Annotated in this window: 27 protein-coding genes and 1 pseudogene; 8 read left to right on the plus strand and 20 right to left on the minus strand. The window is 34.9% G+C overall.

Annotated features, from left to right (window positions below):
• Nucleotide 1 precedes the first annotated feature (1 nt).
• A complete protein-coding gene (locus K4L44_06895; protein ID QZE15554.1) occupies nt 2–1,528 on the plus strand; it encodes a TolC family protein in 1,527 nt (508 codons plus the stop codon).
• Nucleotides 1,529–1,693: 165 nt separating this feature from the next.
• Here K4L44_06895 and K4L44_06900 read toward each other — a convergent pair whose 3' ends face one another.
• From K4L44_06900 to K4L44_06925, 6 genes are all read right to left on the minus strand, one after another.
• Entirely contained in the window at nt 1,694–1,969 is a 276-nt protein-coding gene (locus K4L44_06900) for an integrase core domain-containing protein (GenBank protein ID QZE15555.1), read from the minus strand.
• Nucleotides 1,962–2,609 (minus strand): ISL3 family transposase, encoded by a 648-nt coding sequence (locus K4L44_06905; protein ID QZE15556.1) that lies wholly within the window; start codon nt 2,607–2,609, stop codon nt 1,962–1,964. Before K4L44_06905 ends, K4L44_06900 begins: the two co-directional genes overlap by 8 nt.
• 52 nt (nt 2,610–2,661) lie before the next feature.
• The gene (locus K4L44_06910) at nt 2,662–2,991 is read right to left on the minus strand and encodes a hypothetical protein (GenBank protein ID QZE15557.1); all 330 of its coding nucleotides are present in this window, start codon (nt 2,989–2,991) and stop codon (nt 2,662–2,664) included.
• 245 nt (nt 2,992–3,236) lie between these two features.
• Nucleotides 3,237–3,437 carry a hypothetical protein gene (locus K4L44_06915; GenBank protein ID QZE15558.1) on the minus strand — a complete coding sequence of 67 codons (201 nt, stop codon included), beginning with the start codon at nt 3,435–3,437 and terminating at the stop codon, nt 3,237–3,239.
• Nucleotides 3,438–3,583: 146 nt separating this feature from the next.
• Complete coding sequence (locus tag K4L44_06920; protein ID QZE15559.1) at nt 3,584–4,624, minus strand: transglutaminase-like domain-containing protein; 1,041 nt, start codon at nt 4,622–4,624, stop codon at nt 3,584–3,586.
• 195 nt (nt 4,625–4,819) lie between these two features.
• Nucleotides 4,820–5,113 (minus strand): hypothetical protein, encoded by a 294-nt coding sequence (locus K4L44_06925; protein QZE15560.1) that lies wholly within the window; start codon nt 5,111–5,113, stop codon nt 4,820–4,822.
• A gap of 476 nt (nt 5,114–5,589) precedes the next feature.
• Here K4L44_06925 and K4L44_06930 point away from each other — a divergent pair.
• Nucleotides 5,590–7,039, plus strand: a pseudogene (locus K4L44_06930) (IS1182 family transposase).
• Nucleotides 7,040–7,636: 597 nt separating this feature from the next.
• A complete protein-coding gene (locus tag K4L44_06935) occupies nt 7,637–7,969 on the plus strand; it encodes a hypothetical protein (GenBank protein ID QZE15561.1) in 333 nt (110 codons plus the stop codon).
• 645 nt (nt 7,970–8,614) lie between these two features.
• On the opposite strand, the gene K4L44_06940 is transcribed toward K4L44_06935, so the two are convergent.
• From K4L44_06940 to K4L44_06965, 6 genes are all read right to left on the minus strand, one after another.
• A complete protein-coding gene (locus K4L44_06940) occupies nt 8,615–8,992 on the minus strand; it encodes a hypothetical protein (protein QZE15562.1) in 378 nt (125 codons plus the stop codon).
• 96 nt (nt 8,993–9,088) lie between these two features.
• Nucleotides 9,089–9,481 (minus strand): N-acetylmuramoyl-L-alanine amidase, encoded by a 393-nt coding sequence (locus tag K4L44_06945; protein QZE15563.1) that lies wholly within the window; start codon nt 9,479–9,481, stop codon nt 9,089–9,091.
• Entirely contained in the window at nt 9,478–10,224 is a 747-nt protein-coding gene (locus tag K4L44_06950) for a hypothetical protein (protein QZE15564.1), read from the minus strand. The genes K4L44_06945 and K4L44_06950 overlap by 4 nt, the downstream gene beginning before the upstream one ends.
• A 160-nt stretch (nt 10,225–10,384) precedes the next feature.
• The gene (locus K4L44_06955; protein ID QZE15565.1) at nt 10,385–10,669 is read right to left on the minus strand and encodes a helix-turn-helix domain-containing protein; all 285 of its coding nucleotides are present in this window, start codon (nt 10,667–10,669) and stop codon (nt 10,385–10,387) included.
• Between the two features lie 384 nt (nt 10,670–11,053).
• Entirely contained in the window at nt 11,054–11,353 is a 300-nt protein-coding gene (locus tag K4L44_06960; protein ID QZE15566.1) for a hypothetical protein, read from the minus strand.
• Between the two features lie 34 nt (nt 11,354–11,387).
• On the minus strand, nt 11,388–12,227 hold the full coding sequence (locus K4L44_06965) for a hypothetical protein (protein QZE15567.1): 840 nt from the start codon (nt 12,225–12,227) through the stop codon (nt 11,388–11,390).
• A 1,197-nt stretch (nt 12,228–13,424) separates the two neighbouring features.
• Between K4L44_06965 and K4L44_06970 the strand changes: the two genes are divergently transcribed.
• On the plus strand, nt 13,425–13,934 hold the full coding sequence (locus K4L44_06970; protein ID QZE15568.1) for a hypothetical protein: 510 nt from the start codon (nt 13,425–13,427) through the stop codon (nt 13,932–13,934).
• Nucleotides 13,935–14,545: 611 nt separating this feature from the next.
• Here the strand turns inward: K4L44_06970 and K4L44_06975 are convergent.
• The 7 genes from K4L44_06975 to K4L44_07005 form a co-directional block, all read right to left on the minus strand.
• Nucleotides 14,546–15,271: a TerB family tellurite resistance protein gene (locus K4L44_06975; protein ID QZE15569.1), complete on the minus strand. Its 726-nt coding sequence runs from the start codon at nt 15,269–15,271 to the stop codon at nt 14,546–14,548.
• A complete protein-coding gene (coaE, locus tag K4L44_06980; GenBank protein ID QZE15570.1) occupies nt 15,268–15,840 on the minus strand; it encodes a dephospho-CoA kinase in 573 nt (190 codons plus the stop codon). Before coaE ends, K4L44_06975 begins: the two co-directional genes overlap by 4 nt.
• Entirely contained in the window at nt 15,840–16,841 is a 1,002-nt protein-coding gene (locus K4L44_06985; GenBank protein QZE15571.1) for a YbbR-like domain-containing protein, read from the minus strand. Before K4L44_06985 ends, coaE begins: the two co-directional genes overlap by 1 nt.
• A gap of 74 nt (nt 16,842–16,915) precedes the next feature.
• Nucleotides 16,916–17,224 (minus strand): preprotein translocase subunit YajC, encoded by a 309-nt coding sequence (gene yajC / locus K4L44_06990; GenBank protein ID QZE15572.1) that lies wholly within the window; start codon nt 17,222–17,224, stop codon nt 16,916–16,918.
• Between the two features lie 7 nt (nt 17,225–17,231).
• A complete protein-coding gene (locus tag K4L44_06995) occupies nt 17,232–17,726 on the minus strand; it encodes a DUF1573 domain-containing protein (GenBank protein ID QZE15573.1) in 495 nt (164 codons plus the stop codon).
• A complete protein-coding gene (gene nusB, locus K4L44_07000) occupies nt 17,686–18,630 on the minus strand; it encodes a transcription antitermination factor NusB (protein QZE15574.1) in 945 nt (314 codons plus the stop codon). Before nusB ends, K4L44_06995 begins: the two co-directional genes overlap by 41 nt.
• A 122-nt stretch (nt 18,631–18,752) precedes the next feature.
• Nucleotides 18,753–19,793: an aminotransferase class V-fold PLP-dependent enzyme gene (locus tag K4L44_07005; GenBank protein QZE15575.1), complete on the minus strand. Its 1,041-nt coding sequence runs from the start codon at nt 19,791–19,793 to the stop codon at nt 18,753–18,755.
• A 181-nt stretch (nt 19,794–19,974) separates the two neighbouring features.
• On the opposite strand from K4L44_07005, the gene K4L44_07010 reads away from it, so the two are divergent.
• The 4 genes from K4L44_07010 to K4L44_07025 all read left to right on the plus strand — a co-directional run bounded on the left by K4L44_07010 (nt 19,975) and on the right by K4L44_07025 (nt 24,660).
• On the plus strand, nt 19,975–20,874 hold the full coding sequence (locus K4L44_07010; protein ID QZE15576.1) for a nucleotidyltransferase: 900 nt from the start codon (nt 19,975–19,977) through the stop codon (nt 20,872–20,874).
• Between the two features lie 77 nt (nt 20,875–20,951).
• Entirely contained in the window at nt 20,952–22,043 is a 1,092-nt protein-coding gene (locus K4L44_07015) for an aminoglycoside phosphotransferase family protein (protein QZE15577.1), read from the plus strand.
• Nucleotides 22,044–22,192: 149 nt separating this feature from the next.
• On the plus strand, nt 22,193–23,128 hold the full coding sequence (locus K4L44_07020) for a hypothetical protein (GenBank protein QZE15578.1): 936 nt from the start codon (nt 22,193–22,195) through the stop codon (nt 23,126–23,128).
• A 218-nt stretch (nt 23,129–23,346) separates the two neighbouring features.
• Nucleotides 23,347–24,660, plus strand: coding sequence for an IS66 family transposase (locus K4L44_07025; protein QZE15579.1), 1,314 nt, complete (start codon nt 23,347–23,349; stop codon nt 24,658–24,660).
• Nucleotides 24,661–25,553: 893 nt separating this feature from the next.
• On the opposite strand, the gene K4L44_07030 is transcribed toward K4L44_07025, so the two are convergent.
• Nucleotides 25,554–26,960: a sialate O-acetylesterase gene (locus K4L44_07030; protein QZE15580.1), complete on the minus strand. Its 1,407-nt coding sequence runs from the start codon at nt 26,958–26,960 to the stop codon at nt 25,554–25,556.
• Between the last annotated feature and the right edge of the window lie 36 nt (nt 26,961–26,996).

The raw sequence follows: 26,996 nt of genomic DNA on the forward strand, positions 1-26,996 counted from the left end.
CATGAAAAATATAAAAGGCATTTGTATTCTGGGATTGATGTTCTCTTCCTTTTTTGTTTTTGCTCAACAAGAACCATTTATCTTGACATTAGATGGAGCATGTCGATTGGCAAAAAGTAATTCATTATCTGTTTTTATCAACAAAAACAGCTTCCTATCTAGCTATTGGGAATACCGTACCTATAAAGCAGATTTTTTGCCTGAACTCACTTTGAAATCGAACCTAGTATCTTATAATAACTCCAATCGGTTGCGTTACAATTCGGTGACCAAGACCGATAGTTATGTACATACCAAGGATCTTAATTCTGATGTGTCCTTAAGTTTACGACAGAATGTTGGGCTTACTGGAGGGTCTATTTTCCTAGAAAGTTCTTTGGATAGAAACCAGAACCTAGGGGATCAAGAGTTCATTCAATATGCTTCCCGTCCTTATCGTATCGGTTATTCACAAAAGCTATTTGGATATAATCGATTGAAATGGAATCGTCTGTTAGAACCAAAGAAATATGAGAAAGCCAAAAGAGAATATCTAAGTAATCTAGAGGGAGTATATATCACTACTTGTAACTATTTCTTTAATTATGCTTTGGCACAAAAGAATCTTGAGAATGCAAAATATAATTACGATCAAACCAATGTGATGGTACAGATTGCCCATAAACGATTTAACATTGGTACGATTGAAAAAGATGAGCTGTTGCAACTAGAGCTACAGTTGAATAACCAATCTATTGCCTTGCAAGAGTGGGAAGTGAGGGTGCAAAAGAGTAGGGTGCAGCTACTATCCTTTCTAAGGTTGTCGCAGGATAAGGAGATTAAGGTGTTACTACCAAGCGTCGATTCCATACGTATTGAAGAGAGTCTGGCTTTAGATCATGCTAGAAAATCGAATGTTTTGATGATCCAAAATGAGTTGACCCTATTGAATGATCAATCTCATGTGGCTAGGGTCAAATCGGAACAACGCTTTCAGGCAAACCTTAATCTATCGTATGGAATTAATAAAGCCGATGGAAGTTATGATTATAAAAATAATGTTCCGGTAAATGGTTCGGTGCCGAACGTATATCAGCCAAAGTTTGATGACTATCAGAGTTTTGCTGTTACCCTGAGTGTACCACTTGTGGATTGGGGAAAACGAAAAGGTCGGGTTGAAATGGCTAAGTCAAGACAAGAAGTCAATCGAATCAAAGTAGAGCAATCACAGATCGATTTTGAACAAAATGTTTTGACCACAGTGATGGAGTTCAATTTGCAATATGCGAAGGTAAAGGCATCGCAACGATCACAACAAATTGCGGAGGATGGCTATGAAGTAACTAGTCAAAGGTTTCGTAACGGAAATATAGAGGTATTGCAACTCAATAATGCGCAAAGAGATCGTTCCAATGCGCTGATTAAAGTCATCCAATCGAAACAAAATTATTGGAAAAGTTATTTTACGGTCAGAAAATTTACGCTGTATGACTTTAAATCAGAGGTTGCATTAACGGAAGATTTTGAAGCTTTGATCCAGAACCTGTAGAAGGGTCGATGCGCACGGGATGGGACACAGATGAAACAGGTTTTAATAGCACAGCGAAGAGGTGAAGGAGTTTTAGCCACAGATTCAACGGATCAGACGGATTTCCACAGATCTTGTTGTGTCGCATAGAAAAAGTGGATATGCAACTTTTTACCGGACAAAAAGTTAAGCCGCACATTGATTATATAATTCCATAAATTCCAATGGCGATCTGTATCCCAATTTTGAGTGTATTCTTTTCCTGTTATACCAAACTTCAATAAAATGAAATATCTCTGTCTTTGCCTGAAATCTAGAGTAATAGTGTCTATGATCAATCATTTCAGATTTGATTATCTTAAAGAAATTTTCAGCTACTGCATTATCCCAGCAGTTTCCTTTTCTACTCATACTTTGAATTACATTCGCCTTTCTAAACTCTTTTTTTTTAGGTTCATCCATCTTTTGCGTATATATTTTGATGCATTGCTTTTATTCTTAGCATAAAAAAATCTAAGTCACGATATCCATATGCTTGTCTTTTGATGGTTTTAATCTTGTTATTTATGCCTTCTAAGGGACCAGTAGAGATATGGCACTTATACCAATTCAGAACTCCTGTTTTGTGTTTGATTAATAGTTCTACCATTTTCTTAAGCTGAAGTATTCCAGTCTCATTTACCTCTTCTATCCATTGTTTAAGGAATTTTGAAGCGTCTCCAATATTATTTTGATTCCATAGCTCCCTCAATTCTTCTTTCAGATAGTATACATAAAACAAAGTGGTATTCGTTTCTAATCCTTTTTCAAGTCTTGAGTCTTCCTCATTCTTAAGGTTGAGATTCTCTGAATTCTTTAACAATAGCCAACGACTTCCTTTTAAGTTTTTCTTGATAACCTTATCCTTCTCTTTGTTGTTTAGATCACTTCTTATTTTACTTATAGTCTCATTTAGTTTCTTTATTATATGAAAATGGTCAAATACAATAGTAGCTTTAGGAGCATTTGTATTTACTGAAAGAATATAGGCAGGTGACATATCAATGGCAACAGACTCTATTTGGACTTTATTGATCTTTATCCATTTCCAAAAAGAAACCAATGCCTCAGAACCTTTACCTTCTCCTACATGTAAAACGACTCATTTATCTAAGTCATATACACAAGTCATATATATATCCCTTCTTCACTGCGAATTCATCGATTGCTATATGTTTCACCCCCTTTAGCCTAGGAGAATGATATTTTGATTTTAAGTGCGACTTAATGATCTCTTTTATAATATTCCAATTAAGGTCTAGAAGTCGACTGATTGATTGAATCGTCATATGTGAAGAGAGAAGTAAAACCATCTTCTCTAAAGAGCGAATATAGGACTTCTGCTCTTTGGCAAACCTTAAATGTTCCTGTCGTACGATCTTGCATTTTTCACAATAATGGCGTTGAACATCTATGATAATAACACGCTTCTTCTTGCCTATCATTGGCCCCCCTAAAAACTACGTCTAACAACTCCGCAACAAATAACGTGCAATCTTTTACAGCGACTACAATGTAGTTTGTCTTAACATCAAAGTGAAAGGTATCCCCAACATAAGTTGTGGATAATAATTGTTGGTCTTGTAAACCTAGACAATGAAATATACTACTGGTATTCATGATCTATAGAGTTTTTGGATAGAAATAACTATAGAATATGTTTACCAGTTTTTTTGTTCATATACGCAATTCATGGAAGAACCATAAACATGCTGTTTTTTGCAAAAGAACTAAACAATTGAAGTATTCCTTCTTGAAAACCATTTCCTGCACCTAATAATAAAATCAAAATAAAAATTCCCCATGCAACTCCAAATCCTGCGAGTACGCTTCTTGTTTTATTCTGTTTTATGGAACTAAAAGATTCTTGTATGGGACTTATTAAATTCAAAATACTATTATAATTAACGTGATTAGAGACAATTAGTGTTATAAATTCTTAGCACAGACCTAAAATTCAAGGAATATTAAAATAGGGCAACCAGACTCAGTTGAGTCACAAAGTTCTTTATAATTGGAAAAATATTTAGAATACTACTATAAATAAAAAACATTGCCATTTTTCACAAAGAAAGGTCGTTGATTTGGCTCAGCTAATTTAAAAAGAGCATTTCTAGGTACATTATTAAAGTTTAATTTATATTGCAAACTATTTTTTTCACATAAACTATCGCTACTCAGTATATTAGATTGAATTTTATTATTGTTTCTGTATATGTCTGGAGTTGTTCTAGCTATGCACTTCCACCCATTATCCCACATTAAAAGATTATATGCTTTGTGCTTTGTAATGTTTTCACGATATAACAACCAATGCCAACGCCACACAATCAAATCCTTGATTGTATCTGTTTTTAAACTATCAGCAGTAAAACTGAACATAGTATTATCTTTATCTATATAAAAAGGACTATCCATAGGAGCAGATTGGTATGTCATAAACACCTGCGGCATGTACAAGATTTCTTTCCCCATATTTTTATATTTTACACCTTCTTTTGTTTTAGAACCATACCAAACAATTCGCCAATCGTTATTGTTCCATACAGAGATTACTGGTAATCCTTTGTGCTCTTTATTTGGGCTGATGATAATATCCGTACATTCAATATAGTTTTTGGTAACATCCTTAAAATTAGGTATCAGTAAAAAACCAGGTCTTTTATACCCATCCGTCTCAGATAAAATATTTTTATTTACAGAGAATTGTTTTCGAAGTACTTTTGGTGCTTTAAAATAAAAAGGGACACCACTTCCAAATTCACCTAAATTATAGGGTTCCCATTTTTCAGGCCCAATTTTTATCGCATTCCACTCATGTCTTGAATTATTATTTCCCCACGCAGGAATAAAATCGATACTACAAGGAATGCCTACAGACCGCATTGACATGGCGCCAAGTGCAGCACAATGAGTACACGTCCCTCCTTTATGCAATTGCATTTCTTGATAAGTCATATCCTTAGGATACAAACCATAGCGTTTGTCATATTTAAACTGCTTACTTATCTCCCGATCAACCAACATGGCTACATCCTCAATAGCATCAGAGCTCAAAGTGTCTATCTTTGATTTCAATTGTAGCCATAAAGGATTCCACCAATTATTTAAAGTTTCATATTTTACCCTATATGGTAGTACATATTCATAAAAACAACTATCGGTATAGTGTAGAGAATTAGAAATATAAGAACGTGACTCAAATGCTAAATTAATTCGATCAATAAGGAAATCTGATTTAATTGTTTTAAGATCTTCGCTAATCCCTATTATTTAAAAACGCGCATCAAGTGAATCCATTGCACCTCTCACTTCTTCCACATTATTATAATTATTGGGAATAACTCGACTATTGTGCGAGTCGTTAAATTGCATTGCCCCATGAGAAGACATATTGATAATTAGAAATTCCAGTGCCTTCCTTTTGTCCATATTAATGGAAGGGTCATTTAATGCTTCCATCAAATTATCTTTATTGTCTCCTGATAATTTTATTGACTTCTGAAAAGGCGTGTCACAACTAATCATTAATATTAATAGGTTAATAATGCATGCTATTTTGTTCATCTTAATATTCATTATTTAAACATTATTTAAATATTATCTAAACATTATTTAGTAGGCTCTAAAAGTACCCTGATGCGTAAATTATCTTTCATAAATCAAACTTAAAAGCATTTTATAACAGAATAGATTACACTGTTACTCAACAATCTTACCATGAGACAAACCTCAAAAATGAATTTATAGGATAAACATATTAATATTATAATTAACCTGCAAACGTTTTCGTAATTTATGTAAAAAAAATAAATATACATTAATTTCAATCCTCAGTCTATAAATAGGTTTTGCTGATAAAGAATCAGAAAGTTAATTTGGTTTACCCATCTTTTGCGTATAGATCTTGATACATTTCTTTTATTATTAGCATAAAAAAGGAGGTGAAGGATGTTGTGAGGTCACTGAAAAAGTAACAATGTATTACTTCATATTTATTTGACTTGATGCTTTTTTTATCTTAGCTATCAAATTACATAGCTATGCTCGTTCAACAACAATCGCTTCAATTCAGCCGATACGATGAATTGTACGATTTGATTATTACAGAGAATAATATTCTCCGTCAAATTTAATACTCTTGTCGATTTTAGGTTCATTTACAATGAGCTTTCGGAGAAATATTGTCATGACAATGGTAGAAATGCATAAAGTCCAATCAGGATGTTTAAATACTTATTATTGAAGTGTATTTATACGATCTCAGATGTTGATGTTGTTGAACGTTCACGATATGATATGTCTTTCAAATACTTTCTTGATATGTCTCCAGAATCAGATGTAATTAATTCAAACTCACTCACTAAGTTTCGGAAGCTAAGATTCAAAGACAATGATCTGCTCAATTTATTAATTGGCAAAACAGTTTAGGTAGCAATGGATAAGGGTATTATTAAAGCAAAATCAATAATAGTTGATGCTACCCATACTAAATCACGATTGAATCCTCTATCAGCAATTGAAGTATTAAAGGAGCGTGCCAAATTACTTCGTAAAACCATATATACTCAGGATGAAGAATATAAATCAAAACTTCCGGCAAAGAATGAAGACGATGATTTGTCTAATGAGCTTGAATACTGCTTAGAATTAACAAAGACTATTCTCAAGGATGAGAGTTTTTCGATGATTCCAGCTATTCGAGAGAAATTAAACTTGCTAAAAGAGACTATTGATGATACTCAAGATCACTATACAATATCGAACGATAAAGATGCTAGAATAGGACATAAATCTGCAGATTCCTCATTTTTTGGATATAAGACTCATCTAGCAATTACAGAAGAAAGGATAATTACTGCAGCCACAGTAACCTCTGGAGAGAAAGGTGGTGGACCACAATTACCTGCATTAATAAAACAAATTAAGAGAATGGTATAGAAGTTGATACTGTTATTGGAGATGGAGCATACTCAGGAAAAGATAATTTAGAAAACGCAGAAGAGCAAAATATTAAAATTGTAGCAAGACTAACCCCACATGTAAGTAAAGGTTTTAGAAAGAAGGAAGATGAATTTGAATTCAATAAAGATGCAGGGATGTATATTTGCCCAGCAGGGCACATAGCTAATAAGAAGAGCAAAGCAAGGAAAGAAGAATATCGGCACAAATCAATCATATTGTTATTACTTTGATATTAAGAAATGTCAGACATGTTCAAAAAGACAAGGATGTTATAAAGATGGAGCAAAAAGTAAGACCTACTCTGTTAAGATAAACGGAGAAACACATAGTAAGCAAATTGAATTAGAGAAGACAGAGTTTTTTAAGGAGAAAGCTAAGCAAAGATATAAGGTTGAAGCAAAGAATGGTGAATTAAAGAATAGACATGGTTACGATAGAGCAATTGCATATGGCTTAGAGAATATGAGTTTGCAAGCTGCGATGATAATTTTTGCAGTTAATCTCAAAAGAATTATAAAACTACAGTAAGAATATACGTAATCCCGAAGCTATATCTATTTTCATGAATTATGCCTAATAGAGAGCCAAAAAACTGATTCTAGTTAATCTAAAAAAATAAACGAAAAATCGGGTTACAGTTAGTTGACTTCTTTAAATCACACTAATGCAACCCGATTTTACTATAAGCTTATCCAAAGATAAAGGACATTTTCAGTGGCCTCTATTTTGGTTTTGAGTTTTTCCGAAGAGTATGCATGTAACTTTGGAGATGGATGAATGTTGATTTGATTTATGAAGTATAAGTCGATGTATCTATATTTACCGAAGGGTGAAGTTGAGTTTTGGGATCTTTATTTTTTTGATCTAAAATTAGTAAATTATGTAGAGGGAATTATTCTGGTTGATTCGACGAAATGATTTAGTAAATTGAGCTTTTTTTATATTGGACATCTATTTGTAATATTTTAACTATCTTGTAGTTATAAAGTAGTTATTGATTTATATAGTTTGGCATGGCAGTTAAAAATGAGCCCCTTTTTCGTGAAGAAGAAGGGGCTTGTTTTAGTTTTGGCGGTTGCGTCCGAAGAGGAAACACATGACGTAGGCTAGGTATTCTGTGAATTTGTGGAGGGTTGGGGATGGGATGTTGAGTTTGTGACCAAAGAGACATGTGAAGAGGATGATGAGGATTACTATTTCATGGATGTTGCGATCCAAGAAGCCTGTGGTGGTGGTTTGGTTGGCTTGGATGTTGCGGTTGCGTGCGTCTTGTTTGTCGGCTGTGGAGGTGTTTTTGATGATTCGGTCGGAGATGTGACGAGCTGTTCTGGTAAAGTGTTTGATGTTTTTTGTTTTCATGGGATATGTTTTTTTGTAATTATATTGTCACTTTGGTTGAGGTTGGAACTTTTCTTGGATAAGCTTCTGCCCTTCGACAAGCTCAGGACCTTCTTTTGATAGGCTTTGGATATTCACTTCGAAAGGTTTTGGAATCGTCCATGGATAATATCTTGAATTGCACTTTGATAGGTTCGAGAACCATTCTTGGTAAACTCCTGCCCTTCGACAAGCTCAGGGACCTTCCTTTATAAAGGAAACGTATTTTGATAGGGTTCGTAATTGTCCTTTGGAAAGGATTCTGCCCTTCGACAGGCTCAGGAACCATCCATGGAATGTTTTAATGTTCTATTAGATGTGTTATGGAGCTTGTATCGATATGTACTGTGATTTTCATTTGATTATTAGTGTGATTAAGGTTATTCATGTTCTGGTATTATTTTAGAGTATGTATTCATGTTTGAATAATGGCAAGCTGAAGTTTTATAATAGAAGACAGTGAGAAGGTTCCTGGGGATTAAAGGAGCCTCTCAAAGTCTGTCTTCCTAACTTGATTTTAACCTTACACAATTGAGAATTAACCAGATATTATTTGGACCTGTGTTGCGATGCTATTGAAGGATATTCAGAATGTCTTTGTCTAATTAATTGTATTGTTCTTCTGATGTCCTTTTGTTGTGAATGAAAGACTAAGGAGCGATAAGAGGCTCCATTAGTCTATCTACACTAGCAAAACCCCACTTTGGTTTTGAGTATTATGGCTTATTATCTATCGTATGGATGGAAGTTCTGTTCTTCTTGCCTTTTGAGTATATCTTCCACTTTCTCCTTTGGGTATATAGAGAGAAGTTCTTGGATATATTCTTCTTTCTTTTGTTGTCTTTTGATCGCATAACGTTTTTCTCGTTTTATTTTTAGCCGGTATTGATGCGTTACATATTTGTCTAGTTGTTTGATTTCTGGTATTAGGTAGTCTTTCCCTAGTCTAACGACCATATCCCGAACAAGTAGTTTTCGTTCTGCATAGCGAAGGGTTAAAAGTTCTGGGTGTTTCTCTTGCATTTTTTTCACTATTAAACTGCAGTCTGCTACAGTATTGAGTGTTTTGAGAATTTTCTTTCGCTCTCTTTTGGTCAACTTCATCTTAGATGCATTTAATGAGTTAAGCGTTTATTTAAGGGTAAAACACTTGAACCTTTGTTCATAGATCTCCCTCAACATGATGGCGTTTACGAGTTGCTATAATTGCTCTATGATCTTAGATAGATCGAAGTTTGGGCAAGTCTTATGTTTGTTAAAATGGTTGTGGCCAAAGATATTTTCTTTGGGAACTTTAAAATCACGCATTATCTTTTTGAGTAGGATTACCAGAAAGTGGAATTGTTCCTGGGAGAAATCGTTTCGTCCAGTGAGACAAATTCCAATAGAGTCGATGTTGTGACCTTTGCAGTGCGCACCAATCATTTCGAGGGATCTACCCCATTTGATTCGACCATTTTTAGTGATCACAAAATGGTATCCAATATCTTGCCATCCTCTATCGAGGTGCCATTGACGAATCGTTTTGACGTTGTCGTGGTGAGGGTTGTCGCTGTCGGAGCAGTGGATAATGACATTGTTAATATTTCTCATGGCTTTAGTTTTAAGTTAAAGGTGATGGTTGCAGTCTCTTTTAGGATCGATTTCCTATTCGTGGTGAAGATATGAGGAAGCTCCACTGAATTGGATTTAAAAGAAGCTAGTTCTTCTGCAGAGATATTTAGCTTTTGGTATGCATTCTTAAAGGATAGTAGTTTTAATGTGGCCGCTTCTTGTCGAATACGATAGATTTGCACCTCTGTGGTTTTGAGCGCTTTTGCAAAATATGATGTAGGCACACAAAATATGGCAAGGCTCACTACTGAAGTGTTCAAGTTATTGTCTTTGACGCACAGCTTTTGAATGATCTTTTTTGGATTTTGGTTGTGATATATCTGTTGCTCCACCAGATATCTTTTAAAGGCTATGTTGTATAGAAGCGCAGCCTTGCAGGTGGTTTTGAGGTTGAATATATCGTATGACTTTAACCAGATTAGTGCTCTTGTAGCATTGCTGTTACCAAGAGCGTTCTGTATCTCTTTTAAAGACCTGATCTTGTAGCAGCTTCCACTTGTATCTTTGACGATAAATCGGATCTTGATTAGAGATGATATTCTTCGTTTGAGTGTAGCGTATGAAATTTGAAGAGAAGTTGTTGCTTCTGTGATGGTTTTTTGGTCCAGTAGTATCTGTTTTTTTCCTAAAAACAGGAAATGACAGTATGTTTGAAAAGAAGGGAGCGCCCTCTTTCTAAAGACATGTTCAATGACTGTAATAGGAATACTTTGGTATAACATAATACACTGATTATAAGTTATAATAAGGATATGCAAGAGCTGTCAACCAATGGGCATACACGTTATCTAATACATAGATGGTTAAAGGCGCCCTTTTTCGCCTGTGGTTAGCGCGCTAGAGGGTAGGAGACGCAATCCTACTCGACGGCTATAGTATGACTTAATCCTTCGTTTTCGTATTGTAATTATCTGAAAGAATCTTCATGATATCGGATTCTTTATAGAGTATTTTACCTCCTAGTCTGGTGAATGGGAGTCTTTTTGATGATCTGAGGTTCTGCAGTTTTCGTTGAGAAATATGCAGAAGGTTCATGACATCCTGGGCATCGAGCCATACCTCTTTTTTTTGAGGGAGAAGATTGATCTGTTCTTTAAGGTTTAAAAGAATGTTGATCATAGTGTCTATGGTTCGGTTGATTTTGACACGTTGCTCTTTTTGATTCATACGGAGGAGATCTAGGGATTAAGTACTCTTGTGATTTTTGTGTGGTAGTAATCATTTTTGAGATGTAATGGATGGTTAATAATTTGTTTTTTATGCCCAATAGAATTGGGATTATCTTTAGATCAAAGTTAAGTGGGAAATAGATACGATCTGTCGCACGTGTGGCAACACACGTGTAAGACAAAATGAGTAGAAGTGGGAATTTGTCCGAGCTATCCGTACCGATAAGAGATATAAAAAGGGTAAAAAAATTTAAAATTTGTTGTTAACACACGTGCACGCGACACTAAGTAAGTGGGATTTCAATGGCTAAATATTAGAGATAATGATAGATTTAAGTCTAATAATGCGCAGAGTGTGCGCATTATTAGGATATTCAAAGATCTATTGTTTCATACGTTTCTTGATACTCAAACACCAGATGTGAATTTTGTTTCGATGTTTAGAGTGAGAAGAGCGAGCAATGTATTGTGGGCAGTAGTGGGCATTGTCTTTTCCAACAAATATTTGAGATAAGGTTTCCCAGTATTTTTTTGTTGTCGGAGTAATAATCTCGAGATCTTTTAGTTCAAAGAAGAGCGATTTGAGATCACTTTGGGTTCCATGCCAGATGATGTTTTGTTTTGGGTATATCCCCGTAAAAAGATCGAAGAAGTCAGCATGTTGTTTGATGATCCATTTCATTTCATTGAGATGTTCGTAGATTTCATCTAAATATTTAATGTAAACAGAAGAGGTCAAAGAGAATGGAACTGATAGCGTTGGATTTATTGTAGGGTTCTTTCTTTTGATTAAAGCATTGGTGAAGTAAAGATGTTCCAGCGATTTTAACATATTCTCTGTAATATTTAGTAGGTGTTGATCTTGGCTGGCGGGGAAATATTTTGTTTTCATGCTTTGACCATGTTTCTTTTTCCCATTGCAAGAAGTTGGCAATGATTCTTCGTTGAGAAGGATAAATCGGAGCAATGATAAGAGTAGCGGTGAGTATCGCGATAGGTTGCGTTAGTTTGATGAGGTTTGAGTTGATCATTGAGTGGGTGTCGTTAGATGCGGACCACGTTTCAATCACAGGAATAGGGCAATCTAAAAGTTCATGATTGAAGAGCATTATTAAGTCTCCTTTGAGTTTGTCCAGGAAGAAGAAACGACCTAATTCAAGCGATTCAAGAACAAGGTCTCGATGTGCTCTTATGCAAAAGATATGAAATACTTGAATGTCCGTGGGGTCGTATAAAAAATAGACTGGATTCGGGAGGGTGATGGATAAAACTTTGATTCGATTGATAATCCGGTGTATGTTTTTGTGGTCATTTGCAATCTGAGAATAGAATGTTCTTTTGAGGTGGATGTGTTGTTTGGCCAATGATAATGCCTTTTGTTTAACGAAGTTGAAGATGTCTTTAATTGCATCTGGAGAGATAAGCGTGTCAAAGTGGTCGGAGATTGCTTGATTCGCTACTGTGTACAAATTGTTGGTGGAAAAATCTTTGTAGGAAAAAGAGTTGAAGCTATTGTCAAGGATGTCTTCGACAGGTAAAGAATTATTCGGTTTCATGTAATTTTAAATTAAGTATTAGGAGTATTTAAGTTAAAAAAAATATGGCAATTATAAGTGCAGCGCTTGTTGTGTAGGGATGGTTTGATGTTTTTAGGGGGTCTGCTGAGGTTAGAATTTAGAGAACTATTGGAATTGTTTTTGAGAGAGAAGGTCATTGTTGGTTTTGGTGTGGTGTAGGATCCATTGGGTTTGGGATTTTGTGGAATGAGAGCGAGATTCGTGAAATGAGAGCAAATTTTGGTGTTTGAAAGAGAGATGAAGTGTTGAAAATGATTGAGGTTTCAAGGTCGGAGGTTTCGAGAATGGAGGTTTCAAGAATGGAGTCAGAGATTGCTGAGAGCGAAATGTAGTGTTGAAAATGATTGAGGTTTCAAGAATGATGAAATTAAGTTCGGAGGCAAAGATTGAAGGTTGAATTGATATACCATGGGCGGCGGTCAAAATGAAGCAACAATAGGATACTACAAATTGAATACTTGAACTGTACGCTACGTGTAAAACCTAATACTTAAATCCTAAAAGATTAAGGAAAAAAACAGTGGCTAAAATCGTAAATTCTAAATAAGGTTTTATTCCCCTATTACCCTTTATACTACATCTATCATTTTTGCATTTTTTATTTAGTCTAGATAGTGGATTTTTAGGCTATGTTTTTTGAGGTGTTTTTGAGGTCTAAGTGATGTTTTTCTGATGTTTTTTGAGTTGTCTTTTTTTTGGTAAAATAGGTCATTTAGAGATGGATAAATTTATGATTTCTTATGAGGGGTAAAAAAGACCATTTAAAGATGGAGTGGTATGTAGGAATGTTTGACTGAATAATTGTGGTATCGAAGTGAAAAGAGTTCGTTTTTTTTGATTTGTGGGGGAAAAATGGATTGGTGTATATATAACCAAAAAGTGAGGTTATGTAGATTGTGGATGTGTTGTTTTTTAATGAGAGTTATTTAATTTAGTACTATCAAACTTAGTCAAATATTTGATTTTATAGAGTGTCTGTGATCTAATGATCTGTATTGTGGAATTACTTAGGGTTAAAAAGATGTAACAAGTAGTATTTATTGTTTCATTGTAGTTTCATGGATTGAAAAATAAGGTTTGCATTTTGAGTCTGTAATATATTGATATATAGATTTTTAAGACGATGTATTTGCTTTTGTTTTACGATCCCCACAAGGCGGCGTAATATCCCCACTGTTGGCCAATATCTATATGAATTTACTTGATCGCATAGTCAATAATAGACAAAGTCTTTTTGGCGTTTCAGGCGTAAAAATGATAAGGTATGCGGATGACTTTGTTCTGATGGGCAAGATCATAACAACAGAGGTTAAGGATCAACTTCATCATCTTTTGACAAGAATGGACTTGATCTTAAATATTGAAAAGACCAAGCATATTGATTCGAAAGAGGCTAGTTTTAAGTTCTTAGGCTTTACGTTTCGTAATGATAAAGATCTTTATGGACGAGATCTCCGGTATATAAATATTGTACCGAACTCTGATTCAGAAAAAAAGCTACGAGGGAAAATATCAGATTATTTAAAAAGGCATGGACATAAAAACCCCACGGAGTTGGTACGAGGACTAAATAGCTTAGTGAGAGGCTGGATTAATTACTATGAAATAAGAGGAGTTACGAATACCTCATTAAGTAAGCGCAAGTTGCGATACTACTTAAGTCAGAAACTGTTTCGATATTATTGACGTAAAAGTCAACGAAAATGTAGGCATTATGGATCTAATGCCTTTGAGACATTAGTTCGTTACTACGGATTAATCGATCCTACCCAATACCATCCTTGTTGACCTTATTTGTGAATGCTTTAGACGAAATATACAGGAAAGCCGTATGCGGGAAAACCGCACGTATGGATTGATGAGGGGGCTGGAGTGCATCTATTATTGCACTCACAGCTCTACTCTACTGTATGAATTAGTGAGAGGAGTTGGTGTTTTGCTTTTTTGTTAACGTAGTGAAACTTTATTGCTGAACTGTGAATGACGTTTTATCTTCTTACAGTAGCGTTTTTCTGTGGTACCCCTTGAGTTGTTTTGTAAATTGTTATTTAGTAGAGTCAATGCAAGGAAAATCACTTTTATTTTCTTGTATTGTTCTTGATTCTGAAAAGAAACGATCTAAGTATGATTAGAGGTGAAATATATGGAGGCCTCTTATATTCCCTGTTCTGTGTTGTATTAAAATGATATTAGTCTCTTTTAAAGGGTAGATTACTGGTCTATCCCTTCAAGTTATTTTGTGGTAAACCACAGAAGATTGAATGTTCTCAAATCTTCTATGGTTATTTTGGGTAGTCTTATAAGTTACGTTCCTTTTTAATCGTCTGATATGCTTCGTTTAGCTTTTGGAACTTCTTATTGGCTGCTTTTACAATATCCTCTCCTTGATCCGCTACTTTATCAGGATGGTATTTAATAGCCATCTTTTTGAATGCCTTGTGCACATCTTGGTCTGTTGCATTTTGTTCAATTTCCAATACTTTGTAAGCCCAATTTGAATCTTGAATAAACATCGACTTAATGGAGATGTACTCTTGATTTGTAAGGTTAAACTGAAGTGCAATTTTAAAAATAAGTGATTCTTCTTCTTTAGATATGTGTCCATCTGCTAGTGCTAAACCAAAAAGAAGGTGTATCATCTGCATTCTAGCTTCTCTGTTGATGTGACGATTTATTTGGTGGCACACATCATTGATTGGTATATTTTGTTTTAAGATGTCTTTTAAGAGAATAAGTGACTCTTTAGCCTTTGCTTCTCCGAATGTCTGTCTTAAGAAAGTTTTTACATAATCTAATTCTGATCTCTTGACCTTATTGTCTGCTTTCATGACTGCAGCAATAAGAACCAATAGACTAACGAGGTAATCTCCTCCTGCTTGGCGTCTAGGTTCTGTTCTAGAGTATGACTCATCTCCTGTGTCTGAAGAGAAAAGGGCGGATGCCCCCATTCCTATAATGGCACCAATTGGACCGCCTAGAACCCAGCCTAAACCTCCTGCAAAAAGTGTTCTAAAGAAATTCATATTGTATCAATAAGTTTTAATAATTGTGGTATGATCAATTGATTATGATTGTTAATTATATAGTCTGCACGTTTCTCTTTCTTTTTTTCATCCATCTGATTGTTAATACGAGCTTGAACCTGTTCCTTAGAGATTTTATCTCTTTTCATGACGCGTTCTATACGAGTCTTTAAAGGAGCTTGGATAAAAATTACTTTATCCATTAGTTTATCAGATCCTGATTCGAATAAGAGTGCAGACTCATATGCGATAATGCTATTTTTCTGAAGCTGTTTCCAATGTTTAAACGACTCTTTTGTCGCATGATGAACCACTTTGTTAACCTTTCTAAGAATCTCTTGATTATGGAAAATCTTATTGGATATGTATGGTTTATTTAGATTTCCATCTTCTTGATAAGCTTCTATTCCTAAAATAGATGTTAATTTGTTCTTTACAATAGGATCGAAGGTCATCAGTTTTTTTGCTTCTATATCAGAGATGAAAATTGGTATATCTAAAAGCCTCAATGCTTTGCAGATAGTCGTCTTACCACAACCTATTCCACCCGTAATTCCTAATGTGATCATTAATCTATCTTTTTTTGAATAATGTAATCAACCTCCTTTGGACTAAAATGAAAATTATGAATCATTTTATTTTGTGCCTTCACATGGATTGGCATTTTGTTGTGCACGTCAATCATATCCCATGTAATGTTTGCTTGGAATGTTCTCTTGTCAATTTTTTTATACTTGCTGATCGGTGCTGTAAATGTAATATGTATTTTTTTGGGAAAAGTAAATATTCTAAGAGAGTCAGGAACATTTAAAGGGATTATGTTTACATCCATTTCCCCTTCGGTAAATTGTTCGATATTGGCTTCTATTTTTATTTCAGAAGGTGTTGACTGGATCTCTTCTGGTGTTCTTAGAGAGATAATCCTACTGATTGGTTTGGATACGTTTGTATAGCTCTGGGCAGTAGTTTTGATCTCATCAACTTTTAAAACTTTACTTTTGGGGCCTTTGATTGTAACCCATTGAGGGTTACATTTAATGCTGTCCACTAGTATGTATTGGGATTTCGGAGAGATATCGATATTTGGTATTACCTTCACTTTCTTTGTAATGATCTCTTCGAAGCGTAAGTAGATAGAGCTTGGCTCAATTTCGTCAATATCTATTTCTGAACTGATTATATGAGATAACTGTTTCTTCAGGACAATAGAAGATACAGTGACTGTAGTATCTGCGGATGCACTTATCCAAGGTGTTGCCAATTTGGAAATATTGAATACAATCGGAGTCGGATTGATTTGAAGTTTTAGTCTAAGAAGAGCGAATCCAAACCCACTAACTCTAAGATCTATCTCGGATGGTAGTTCCGATGTGATAATTCTATCTTTTGGTATCTCTTTATATTGAACAGGATAGGTGATGCTGGTGGTGTAGGTTTTAGAGAGGGCATTAAGTAGCCAAAAGCATAAGGAGACAATAAAACAAACGACGAAGATACGAATGTCTTTCTCTGGAGCCTTGCTTTTTGGGTTTATTCTCCTTACTGCACGAAGAAACTTCTCTTTTATCACGTAGGAAAGATTTGAGTAGAATAGTTTGTTTATTCATAATTTATAAATAAACAAACCATTCTAAATATTGTCAATTACTTTTGATTTTCAGCTTCGCTGTAGTCTTTTAGGATAGACGCTTTATCTACTTTGATGCGAGTGTCAGTATCTATCTGAATAAGGACTTTGTTCTCTTTGATTCCAGTGATTTTACCATAGATTCCTCCAGCGGTAACTACTTTGTCTCCAACTTTAAGTTCGTTACGGAACTTAGCTACCTCTTTTTGTTTTTTCGATTGAGGGCGGATCATGAAGAAATAGATCACAACAAAAACCAATGCTAAAGGAAGCATTTGCATAAGCATTCCCTTCTGTGCTGCTTGAGCTAAAATAATGTTAAGCATAAAAATATTAATTTGTTACGTTTTGAAATAATTCATTCTCAACCACTGCTGTAATCGTTAGATTATAAGAGTGATGGTTTGATGTTATAACACCAAATGTTTTCATTTGTTTTCCCCATTCGCCTGATGTGTCAAAGGTGACTACCACGCGACTCTCTTTGCCAGGAAGGATTGGTTTGTTTGGTCCTTCTATAGTAATACATCCACAGCTTTTGGTATATTTTGTGATGGTGATAGGTTTGCCTCCTTCGTTCGTAAAGAAGAATGAAGTGTAGACCTTCTCCCCATCTTTCAATTTACCAAAATTATGTATTCTTTTTTTAAAGCGCAATGATGGAGTCTCAGATTTATCCTTTTTTATTTGCTCTTTACTCTGTTTTGGGGAGGTATTTAAACATCCATAGAAGCAAAATAAGGCAACCATAATAATGATTGCCTTATTGTTGTATCTATTTAAACGTTTATCCTTGTAGTCCACGTCCTGCTTTTTTAATTTTATCATTTGATTGGTAATCTTGAAGCATTTTGTCTAAGATTCCATTAACAAATGTACTACTTTTTTTGGTGCTGTAGTATTTAGCAAGATCAATATATTCGTTTAGTGTCACTTTTACTGGAATAGAAGGGAATGTTATAAACTCTGTTAGGGCCATCTCCATAATGATGTTGTCTAAAAGAGCAATTCGATCGATATCCCAGTTTTTAGTATATTTTACCAATATATCTTGATTGTCTGAGTGGTTTACCAAAGTCTTACGAAGTAGGTCTTTTGTGAATTTAAGATCTTCGTCGTCTTTGTAAAGATTCATCAAACGATAGTTTTCATCTGAATCTTTCTTAAGCTTTTTGATAGACTTAATAACCATTGAGCAAACAAAATTGAAATCATCATGCCAATAGATGCTCAACTCTTCTAGTTCTTCTTCTAGCTCTTCGCTAGGAACTACGATACAGTTGAATATCTCTTCAATAAGCTTTTTGTGATCGTCATAAGTGACGTTCTCTTTTGACATGTATGCTTGGTAGAAGTCTGTCTCGGTAAGAGATTGAAATAATTTTTTTAATATTTCATAATGATTAATCCAATTCAGTTTATTCTTTTCGAAATAATCATTGAGATTATTGTTTTCTCTAAGTTGACCAACCACTGGATTGTTTATGAATCGAGTGTTCGGATTCAGGTCCTCATGAGTAGGCATTTTTTTGTTTTTCGCACGTTCTATTTTGTCTTCTGCTATTTTCGATAACTCTACAGGGAGAGCAAGAAGAAGATGGTAAAGATCATATGCTTTGTTTACGCTATAAAGTAGCTCTTGTTCCGACTCTGAGATTGTTTTTCCAGAGTTGCACAAGTTTGCATAGATAATGTGCATTACCTTTGTCCTGATGATTCTACGGCTGATCATAATATTAAGAGAACTTTTTTACTAAAATAAAATACTAAAAATTATTGTAACTTCGTTTTTTGTAAAACGGACTGCAAAGCTAAGATTTTTTGTTTAAAAACCATCCTTGGTTTTATGAATATTTAGATATTTTCTAAAAGTTCGTGTATTTTGCTTACAAATAGGTCAATATCAGACTCTTCTGTGTCGAAAGATGTCATCCATCTTACCACACTCTCCTCATGATTCCATACATAAAAGAAACATTCGTATTGAAGAGGTTTGATTAACTCTGATGGGAGTTTTACGAAAAGAGCATTAGTATCCACAGGATATACGACTTCGATATTTTGAATGTCTTTTATTTTATGATAAAAATATTCTGCCATTTGATTTGATTTATCTGCATTTCTTTTCCAAATTTCCTTTTGGAAATAGGGTATAAATTGAGCCGATATAAATCGCATCTTAGATAATAGTTGATTGTTTTGTTTACGAAGAAATGGAATAGTCTGTGAGGCTTTTTCATTAAAGCTAACGATCACTTCTCCGATCATCATGCCGTTTTTTGTTCCTCCAAAACTTACGATATCTATACCCAAATCTTGTGTTGCTCCTTTGAATGTCGTTTTTTGTTTTGCTACTGCATTCGATAGGCGAGCACCATCAAGGTGTACTAACATATCATTTTCGTGGGCTAGTTGTGTGATCGCTTTTATCTCTTCCATCGTGTAAAGTGTTCCTAATTCTGTAGGCTGAGAAATCGATACAACTTTGGGTTGTGTTCTATGTGGATTACCCAATTGGGCAAGATAGGGTTTGATCTGTTCTGGTTTGATTTTTCCATCCTCTGTGTGGATCGGAAGAATCTTACTACCAGTGATCTTTTCAAAAGCACCACATTCGTCCGTATTAATATGTGCAGTATGAGCGCATACAACTGCATCAAAAGAGTGGGTGATTGCATCAATTGCAGTAATATTAGTTCCCGTACCATTTAATGTAAAAAAACACGCTGCATTCTCTCCAAAAGCCTCTTTTAGAGTTTTTATTGCCTCTTCCGTGATGGGATCATCTCCATATCCATGGCAGTGACTTTGGTTGATGTGTGAAAGATATTCCATTATCTCTGTAGCAACGCCGGAGTAGTTGTCGCTACCGAATTCTTTACGTAGGTTGTTCATCTTCAAAATTTTTTTCAAAGATAAAACTTTTCCCATATCGTGAGTCCCAAATTGTATTAAGCTATATGAAAATCCAAAATCGGGGTTAAAGTGTGTAATATTAATTTTATGTTTTTCTTTTTTGTTCTGTTTTTTCTTATTTTACAGGCTTAAATTAAAAATATTAATACAATAAGTAAGGATGAAACCTACATTATTAATTTTAGCTGCCGGAATGGGTAGTCGTTATGGTGGACTGAAGCAATTAGATGCGTTTGGACCATCGGGAGAGACAATCTTAGAATATTCTATTTATGATGCAATCCGTGCTGGATTCGGAAAAGTTGTTTTTGTAATCCGCAAAAGCTTTTCAGAAGAGTTTAAAACTAAATTCGCTTCTAAATTAGAAGGAAAAATCGAAGTAGAATATGTGTACCAAGAATTGGATAATCTTCCAGAGGGTTTTAGTCTTCCAGAAGGACGTGTAAAGCCATGGGGTACAGGTCATGCTGTTTTGGTTGCAAAAGATGTGATCAAAGAGCCTTTTGCTATCATTAATGCTGACGATTTTTATGGAAAAGATGCATTTGTTGAATTGAGTCAATATTTATCGTCATGTACCAAACAGAGTGAGTATTGTATGGTAGGGTACCACCTTCATAAAACACTTTCTGATTTCGGTTCTGTTTCTCGTGGAGTTTGTAAAACAGATGACAATGATATGTTGGTAGAGATTACTGAAAGAACAAAGATTGTTGGAGAAGAAGATGGAATCTACTATTATGAAGGAGATGAAAAAACCGCTTTAGATCCTAAAACTGCCGTTTCTATGAACTGTTGGGCATTTATGCCAGGGTTCTTCGATTATCTTCAAGCAGGTTTTGTCTCTTTTCTAGAGAATGCAGGATCTGAAATGAAATCGGAGTATTTCTTCCCATTTGAGGTTTCTGACCAATTGAAAAATAATAATATTACAGTGAAAGTTCTTGATAGTGATGCCGATTGGTTTGGTGTTACATACCCAGACGATAAGCCAGATGTTCTTTCTAAGTTGAATGGTTTGATCCAACGTGGAGATTATCCTGAAAACCTTTGGGCTTAAGCATTATTTGAAAAATATTAATAGTAGCAAAGGGCCTTCATTTGCCTTTTGCTATTTCCAATAAAAAAGACTAAACCATGAACAATGAATTGTTAATGAATTTAGCTGGACAGTTTCAGCTAAAGGGAGATGTATGTACTGTGAAACCTTTAGGTGAAGGTTTTATCAATGATACTTTTATTGTAAAGACAGAGTCTGACGTGACTCCAAATTATATTCTTCAGCGTAAAAATAAAAATATCTTTACGAATGTTCCAGCCATGATGGACAATATCCTGAAGGTGACGACTCACCTCAAAAATAAGGTGGTTGAGCAAGGTGGAAACCCTGATCGTGAAGCGATGACAATTATTTTGGCTAATGATGGTAAAAGATATTATCAAGATGCTGAGGGGGAATATTGGGCTGTATGTGAATTTATAGCTGATACTATCGCTTATCAAAATGCTGAAACTCCAGAATTGGCTTATGCTGGTGGTAAAGGAATTGGTAAATTCCAAAATATGCTTTCAGATATGAAAGAGCCACTAGTGGATATCCTTCCTGGTTTTCACAATATAAAAATACGTTTTGATCAGTGGGATGAGGTGATCGCAAAAGATCCTGTTGGTAGAGTGAAAGAGGTGAAAGAAGAGATTGCTTGGATTGAAGATCGTCGTGCTAAGATGATGGAATTTTGGGCTTTGGTGGAAGATGGAACAATTCCTTCACGTGTTACTCACAACGATACTAAGATTAATAATATATTATTTGATAAGCAGGGTGACGTGCTTTGTGTTATTGATTTGGATACAGTTCTTAATAGCCCTGTATTGAATGATTATGGGGATGCACTTCGTTCTTATACCAATACAGGGTTAGAGGATGATGAGAACTTAGACAATGTATCAATGGATTTCGAGATATTCAAGGCATACACTGAAGGTTACCTTTCTGAAACAAAAGCTTTCTTAACAGAAAGTGAGAAAGATTGGTTGGCATTCGGTGGTTTATATATCACTTATGAGCAGGTATTACGCTTCTTGATGGACTATATTGATGGTGATAATTACTATAAAACGAAGTCAGAATCTCACAATTTAGTTAGAACAAAAGCACAGTATGCTTTGCTTCAAAGTATGGAAGCACAGTATGCTAAAATGAAAGAATTCGTTCAAGCTTGTTCTTAATTATTTGAAAAATATTCAGTTGTTGTGTGAAAAAAAATGCAACAACTGAATATTTATGTCTAGAATGTGATGATAGTTTTATGCTTATATCTTATCTTTGTTGTTGTTAAACCAAAGCAAGATCGATATTATACTAACAAACTATTGTCATGAATAGGTCTATTTTCATAATCATCATTCTATTTTTTTCGTCTCTTCTCTGTCTTGGGCAGAAAAAGGACGTGTTTGTGGTGACAGGTAAGGTGGTCCTAGAGCGTGATGTCGATCAAGAGATCACCATTTCTGCTATTTGTGTTGGAACAAATGATATCTACGCAAAGAAATATCTTAAATCAAAAGAACCTTTCTCGTTAAAATTTGAGTTTAATAAGGAGTATTTGATTGAATTTTCCAGTGAGAATTTCTATAAAAAATCAATAGGTATTGACACCCACATAGATGCGGTGGTGATGAATAGACTTGGAGAGATTGCTCCTTTCTCAATGATGGTAACTCTTTTCCAAGAAGTAGAAGGAATTGATGATAGCTTTACTCAAAAACCTGTAGGAAAGATATATTTTGATGACTATATTACCGGTTTTACTGCTGATGTCTTTACTCAAGATTTTGATATTGAGAAATATATATCCACGGAGAAAAAGAAGATGGAGCAGGAGTTTGCGATTAAAACAAAGAAACAGTCGTCTAAAGCCAATTCCAAAGAACGTGTTCTAGAGGTACGAAGCTCTTGGAGTAAATATCAAAATGATAAATCGTATTCTGAACTTGTCTTCTCTGCAGATAGTCTATACGGAAAGAAAATGTACAATCTTGCTCGTTTTTATTATGTGAAGGCTTTGAATAAGGCTAAAGATAATAGTTACTGTCTTGGTTCTATCAATAAGTGTCAAAAGAAGGTGGATCAAGAGCTTCGTAATATTCGGGTTTTAGAGGTGAAAGCACTAATTGATTTAGGGGACTCACTTTTTTCATTGGAGAAGTATTGCAGGGCTAGGTTTATCTATAACAAGGCCCATCTGAAGGTTCCAATGGATCGTTCTATTTCACAAAAGATTGATCATTGTAACCAGCTTATTAATCAATAGCTTATTTTCTGTCAATTTTGGGCTTTTGTCATTTTCTTGACAAAAGCCAGTCTATCTATCTTTTTGTAACTACTCAGGTTCTTTTTGAGTCTAATAATCACACAAAAGTTCCAAACACGTTGTTTTAGTGATGATTGTTAATAATAATAGGCCGTATTGTTGATTACTTTCTGTTATAATATTTTCTAATTTGTCAAGATCGATGAATCTTTGTAGTCATGAGAACAATTGATTGTTTAGAACAAGAAAATAGAGCTTTAAAGAAGCAGGTTGAGTCCTTAAAGGAAGAGCTAGACAGAGTGATGTCACGAGTTCAAGCTTTGTCACAAGAGAATACTATGCTTCATGAAAAAGTAAAGGATCTAGAAGATAAACTATCGCGTAATCATAAAAACAGTAGTAATAGTAGTTTTCCACCTTCAAGAGATTTACATACAGTAAAGAAAAATCAATCACTTCGAAATAAATCCACTAGGAAACCCGGAGGTCAACCCAACCATAAAGGATCGACATTACAACAGAGTGATTTTCCAACAAGCATAGAGTCATATTATCCTCCATCGACATGTCAGTGTGGTAATACATTAAATCAAGAAGACGCTAGCTTGTTATGCAAACGTCAGGTTTTTGACATACCACCTGTTCTTGAACAAATCTGCACGGAGCATCGTCTTTATGAAAATAGATGCAGTTGTGGTCAACTACACAAAGGTTCTATGCCCTCGAATATAAAAGCACCTGTCCAATACGGTTCTCATTTACGATCACTAATTGTAAGCTTGTATGTTGAACATTATATCCCTTTAAACCGTATTGGTTCACTAGTGGAAGAGATAACATCATTTAAAATTGGAGATGGGACTATTACTAATATTTTAAATAAAGCCCAAGAGGTGATGACTCCTTTATATGAATCACTTCGTGAATCGATATCCAAATCCAGTGTAGTTGGCTCAGACGAAACAGGTTGCAAGATCAATGGAGGCAAAGGATGGATGTGGGTATGGCAAAATCATGAGGTAACATTCATTACAGCCAATAAGTCTAGAGGGTATAAAGTTGTAGTAGAAAATTTTAAAAAAGGATTTATTAATGCGACCTTAGTCAGTGACTGTTATGCTTCACAATTAAAAACTCCAGCCAAACATTATCAACTATGTTTAGCACATTTACAACGAGAATTAATCTACATTAAACAACAAACGAATAACAGTTGGGCAGAGGATATTTTGAATATATTCTATAAAGCCATGAAATTAAAGAGAGAATCAGCCAAGAACCAATATCCTTTAAAAGAAAAATCAATATTTAAAGAACAGCTTTTATTACTGTTGAAAAATGACGAGTATGACGATCAGCTAGATGAGATCAAGACATTACGGAGTCGATTAATTAAAAGGATTGATAGTGTGTTTACTTTCTTAGAGTATTACGAAGTTCCTTTTGACAACAATGCATCCGAAAGGTCAATACGTAATATTAAAATAAAACAAAAAGTATCTGCAGGTTATCGAACAGAAGAAGGAGCCTAAAGGTATGCCATGTTACGCTCTATTGTTGATACACTTAAAAAACAAGGAAAGAGTGTAGTGAGAATGATTGCTCATTGGTTATCTCAAAACCATCTTAAGGTCAGTTGGCAATAAAATAATTTACACATTATATATTTTCTGAACCTCCATTCTTTAGCGAATGGAGGCTAAACTATAAATGAACCAGAGTAGTTACATCTTTTGTTCTATGTTGAAGTGTTATGATAACCCTTCTTATTTAACAGTATCTCTATTCTATTCGTGTTTGGGGCGTTTATGTTTCATCTTGTTCTAAACCTTCATCTTATTGACCCCGTTGGATGTACTTTCACATCGATTCTAGATATTTTTATCAGTAATTATCTTTGACTATCTATAGTCTTTTGTGTAAGCATAACTTTTGTTTTAAGAAGAAGTGTATGGACATATTTCTTTGTTTATCTTTCTGTAAGATATGAAGTTTTGATTCTGTCTGCCCTTCTATTTGTGTCGATTAATATCGAGAACTGCTAGAATTCCTTATTATTTTGGCCTTTTACCAAGATCTTATTTGTGGGGTATCGTTGCGTTCAAAATTCATGATTTTTCACTCTTTTCTTTGTTTTTTTATTCTGTTTTATGGAGTCTTAGTCTATTGTTTTTATATGGATTCCGTTACCCTTTGGTTACCCTTTAGATACCCTTTGGTTACTCTTAGGGTAACTAAAGGGTAACCAAAGGGTATGTTATATGTCTAGAAGATAAGGTCGATTTTTTTCTCTAGAATATAGTCTAAATGAAGAGGTTCAATGTTTTGTTGGAGAAAGAATTCCGGATGGGACAGTGAGTTAGGCGAATTGTTTGGTTTGTAGTTTATAAAGGGGCCTTCTTTTATGATGAAAGCCCCTTTGTTATTACCAATTGTCGGTTCTAAAACAAGTTGCAGGAATACCTGCTGTATTGTATAGTGTTGCTGGGATATAGTCTTTAAATGCGTATCTTACTGATTGGATCGATTTTACTTTGGAGCACTCAACCGTAATAGAGTTGTCCTTTCTGTTGATTCGAGCAACTGCAAAGTGGAATTTCTTATCTGAATCAGCGACTTCAAAGCCTAATAGTTTCTGATCGAAAGTGGTCAATCCATTGGCAGTGTTCTTCAGATAGACTTTAACCGAAGTTGATCCTAATCCCTCTGCATGATCCAACATAGGAGGATCACATGAGATCGTTTTGTATCCATATGTTTTGTTCAAAGCAAGGTAAGCCAATCTTTTTCCTACAATTTGTTTCTTTTGAGGATGAATGCAGCTGTAGCTTCCTACGTCAAGTGTAACGGCCATACCTGTATTCTCGACTAAATCTAAAACTTTATTTTGTTGTTCTTTTAATTCCGATGCTTTGCGACCTTTGTAATTATAAGGTGCAATCTGAACGAAGTAAAAAGGCATTTTCGCATCTCCCCAAAGTTGTCTCCACCTTCCAATCATGGCTTGGCTTAACCGTGCATAATTTTCTGGGTTAAAACAGTTTGCTTCTCCTTGGTACCATAAGAAACCTTTTGCTTTGTAATTTGTAATTGGGTTGATCATACCATTAAAAAGAAGCGTTGCTGTTTTATGTCCATTGTTTTCTGGAACTTTTGTTGGAATTGGAATACCATTAAAGAGCTTCAATGAAGTGGGGTCCATCCAAGCTTCAATAGTCGAAGCTCCTCTAGAAGTAGAGATAATACCAACAGGAACCCCTGTGCTTTTTTGTATCTCTTGCGCAAAATTATAGGCAACGGCACTAAAATCTGGGGCATTTTGAATCGATGAAACTTTCCATTCTCCCTTGACTTTATTTAACGGTTTTGCTGAGAGTTTGATTCCTACTTTAAAGAAACGAATGTTGTCATTGTTCGCTGAAAGAATCATGTCGTTGCTCCCTTCTACCGGTTGACATCGATATCCTTTGATTGGCATATACATATTGGATTGACCAGAGCATACCCATACATCTCCCATTAAAATGTCGGTAATGTCATGAGACGAACTCCCTTTTATGTGAAGCTTGTAAGGGCCTCCTGCTTTAGGTGTCCTTAGGATTATTTTCCATTTTCCTTCATTGTTTGTGATTGTTTGTAGGTCTTTGCTCCATGAAGTAGTGACCTTGATCTTTTGTCCAGGAGTATCCCAGCCCCAAAGAAGCACTTCTGACTCTCTTTGAAGTACCATGTGGTCTTGGATCAGACTTGCTAATTTCGTTTCCGCATACGCAGTCTGAATACTGAAAAGAAGAAGGAAAAGAAGAAAAAGATTTTGTCTCAAGTTATTCATATTATATTATGATTGATTAATTATTTATATGTAAAA

The organism is Prolixibacteraceae bacterium, from assembly GCA_019720755.1.
GTDB classification, from domain to species: Bacteria; Bacteroidota; Bacteroidia; order Bacteroidales; family Prolixibacteraceae; genus Halosquirtibacter; species Halosquirtibacter laminarini.

Coding starts and splice junctions, on each gene's coding strand:
- K4L44_06895 (QZE15554.1), top strand. CDS start 2: ATGAAAAATATAAAAGGCATTTGTATTCTGGGATTGATGTTCTCTTCC.
- K4L44_06900 (QZE15555.1), bottom strand. CDS start 1,969: ATGGATGAACCTAAAAAAAAAGAGTTTAGAAAGGCGAATGTAATTCAA.
- K4L44_06910 (QZE15557.1), bottom strand. CDS start 2,991: ATGATAGGCAAGAAGAAGCGTGTTATTATCATAGATGTTCAACGCCAT.
- K4L44_06925 (QZE15560.1), bottom strand. CDS start 5,113: ATGAACAAAATAGCATGCATTATTAACCTATTAATATTAATGATTAGT.
- K4L44_06940 (QZE15562.1), bottom strand. CDS start 8,992: ATGAAGTTGACCAAAAGAGAGCGAAAGAAAATTCTCAAAACACTCAAT.
- K4L44_06945 (QZE15563.1), bottom strand. CDS start 9,481: ATGAGAAATATTAACAATGTCATTATCCACTGCTCCGACAGCGACAAC.
- K4L44_06950 (QZE15564.1), bottom strand. CDS start 10,224: ATGTTATACCAAAGTATTCCTATTACAGTCATTGAACATGTCTTTAGA.
- K4L44_06955 (QZE15565.1), bottom strand. CDS start 10,669: ATGAATCAAAAAGAGCAACGTGTCAAAATCAACCGAACCATAGACACT.
- K4L44_06960 (QZE15566.1), bottom strand. CDS start 11,353: ATGAAATGGATCATCAAACAACATGCTGACTTCTTCGATCTTTTTACG.
- K4L44_06965 (QZE15567.1), bottom strand. CDS start 12,227: ATGAAACCGAATAATTCTTTACCTGTCGAAGACATCCTTGACAATAGC.
- K4L44_06975 (QZE15569.1), bottom strand. CDS start 15,271: ATGAATTTCTTTAGAACACTTTTTGCAGGAGGTTTAGGCTGGGTTCTA.
- coaE (QZE15570.1), bottom strand. CDS start 15,840: ATGATCACATTAGGAATTACGGGTGGAATAGGTTGTGGTAAGACGACT.
- yajC (QZE15572.1), bottom strand. CDS start 17,224: ATGCTTAACATTATTTTAGCTCAAGCAGCACAGAAGGGAATGCTTATG.
- K4L44_06995 (QZE15573.1), bottom strand. CDS start 17,726: ATGATAAAATTAAAAAAGCAGGACGTGGACTACAAGGATAAACGTTTA.
- nusB (QZE15574.1), bottom strand. CDS start 18,630: ATGATCAGCCGTAGAATCATCAGGACAAAGGTAATGCACATTATCTAT.
- K4L44_07005 (QZE15575.1), bottom strand. CDS start 19,793: ATGAACAACCTACGTAAAGAATTCGGTAGCGACAACTACTCCGGCGTT.
- K4L44_07010 (QZE15576.1), top strand. CDS start 19,975: ATGAAACCTACATTATTAATTTTAGCTGCCGGAATGGGTAGTCGTTAT.
- K4L44_07015 (QZE15577.1), top strand. CDS start 20,952: ATGAACAATGAATTGTTAATGAATTTAGCTGGACAGTTTCAGCTAAAG.
- K4L44_07020 (QZE15578.1), top strand. CDS start 22,193: ATGAATAGGTCTATTTTCATAATCATCATTCTATTTTTTTCGTCTCTT.
- K4L44_07025 (QZE15579.1), top strand. CDS start 23,347: ATGAGAACAATTGATTGTTTAGAACAAGAAAATAGAGCTTTAAAGAAG.
- K4L44_07030 (QZE15580.1), bottom strand. CDS start 26,960: ATGAATAACTTGAGACAAAATCTTTTTCTTCTTTTCCTTCTTCTTTTC.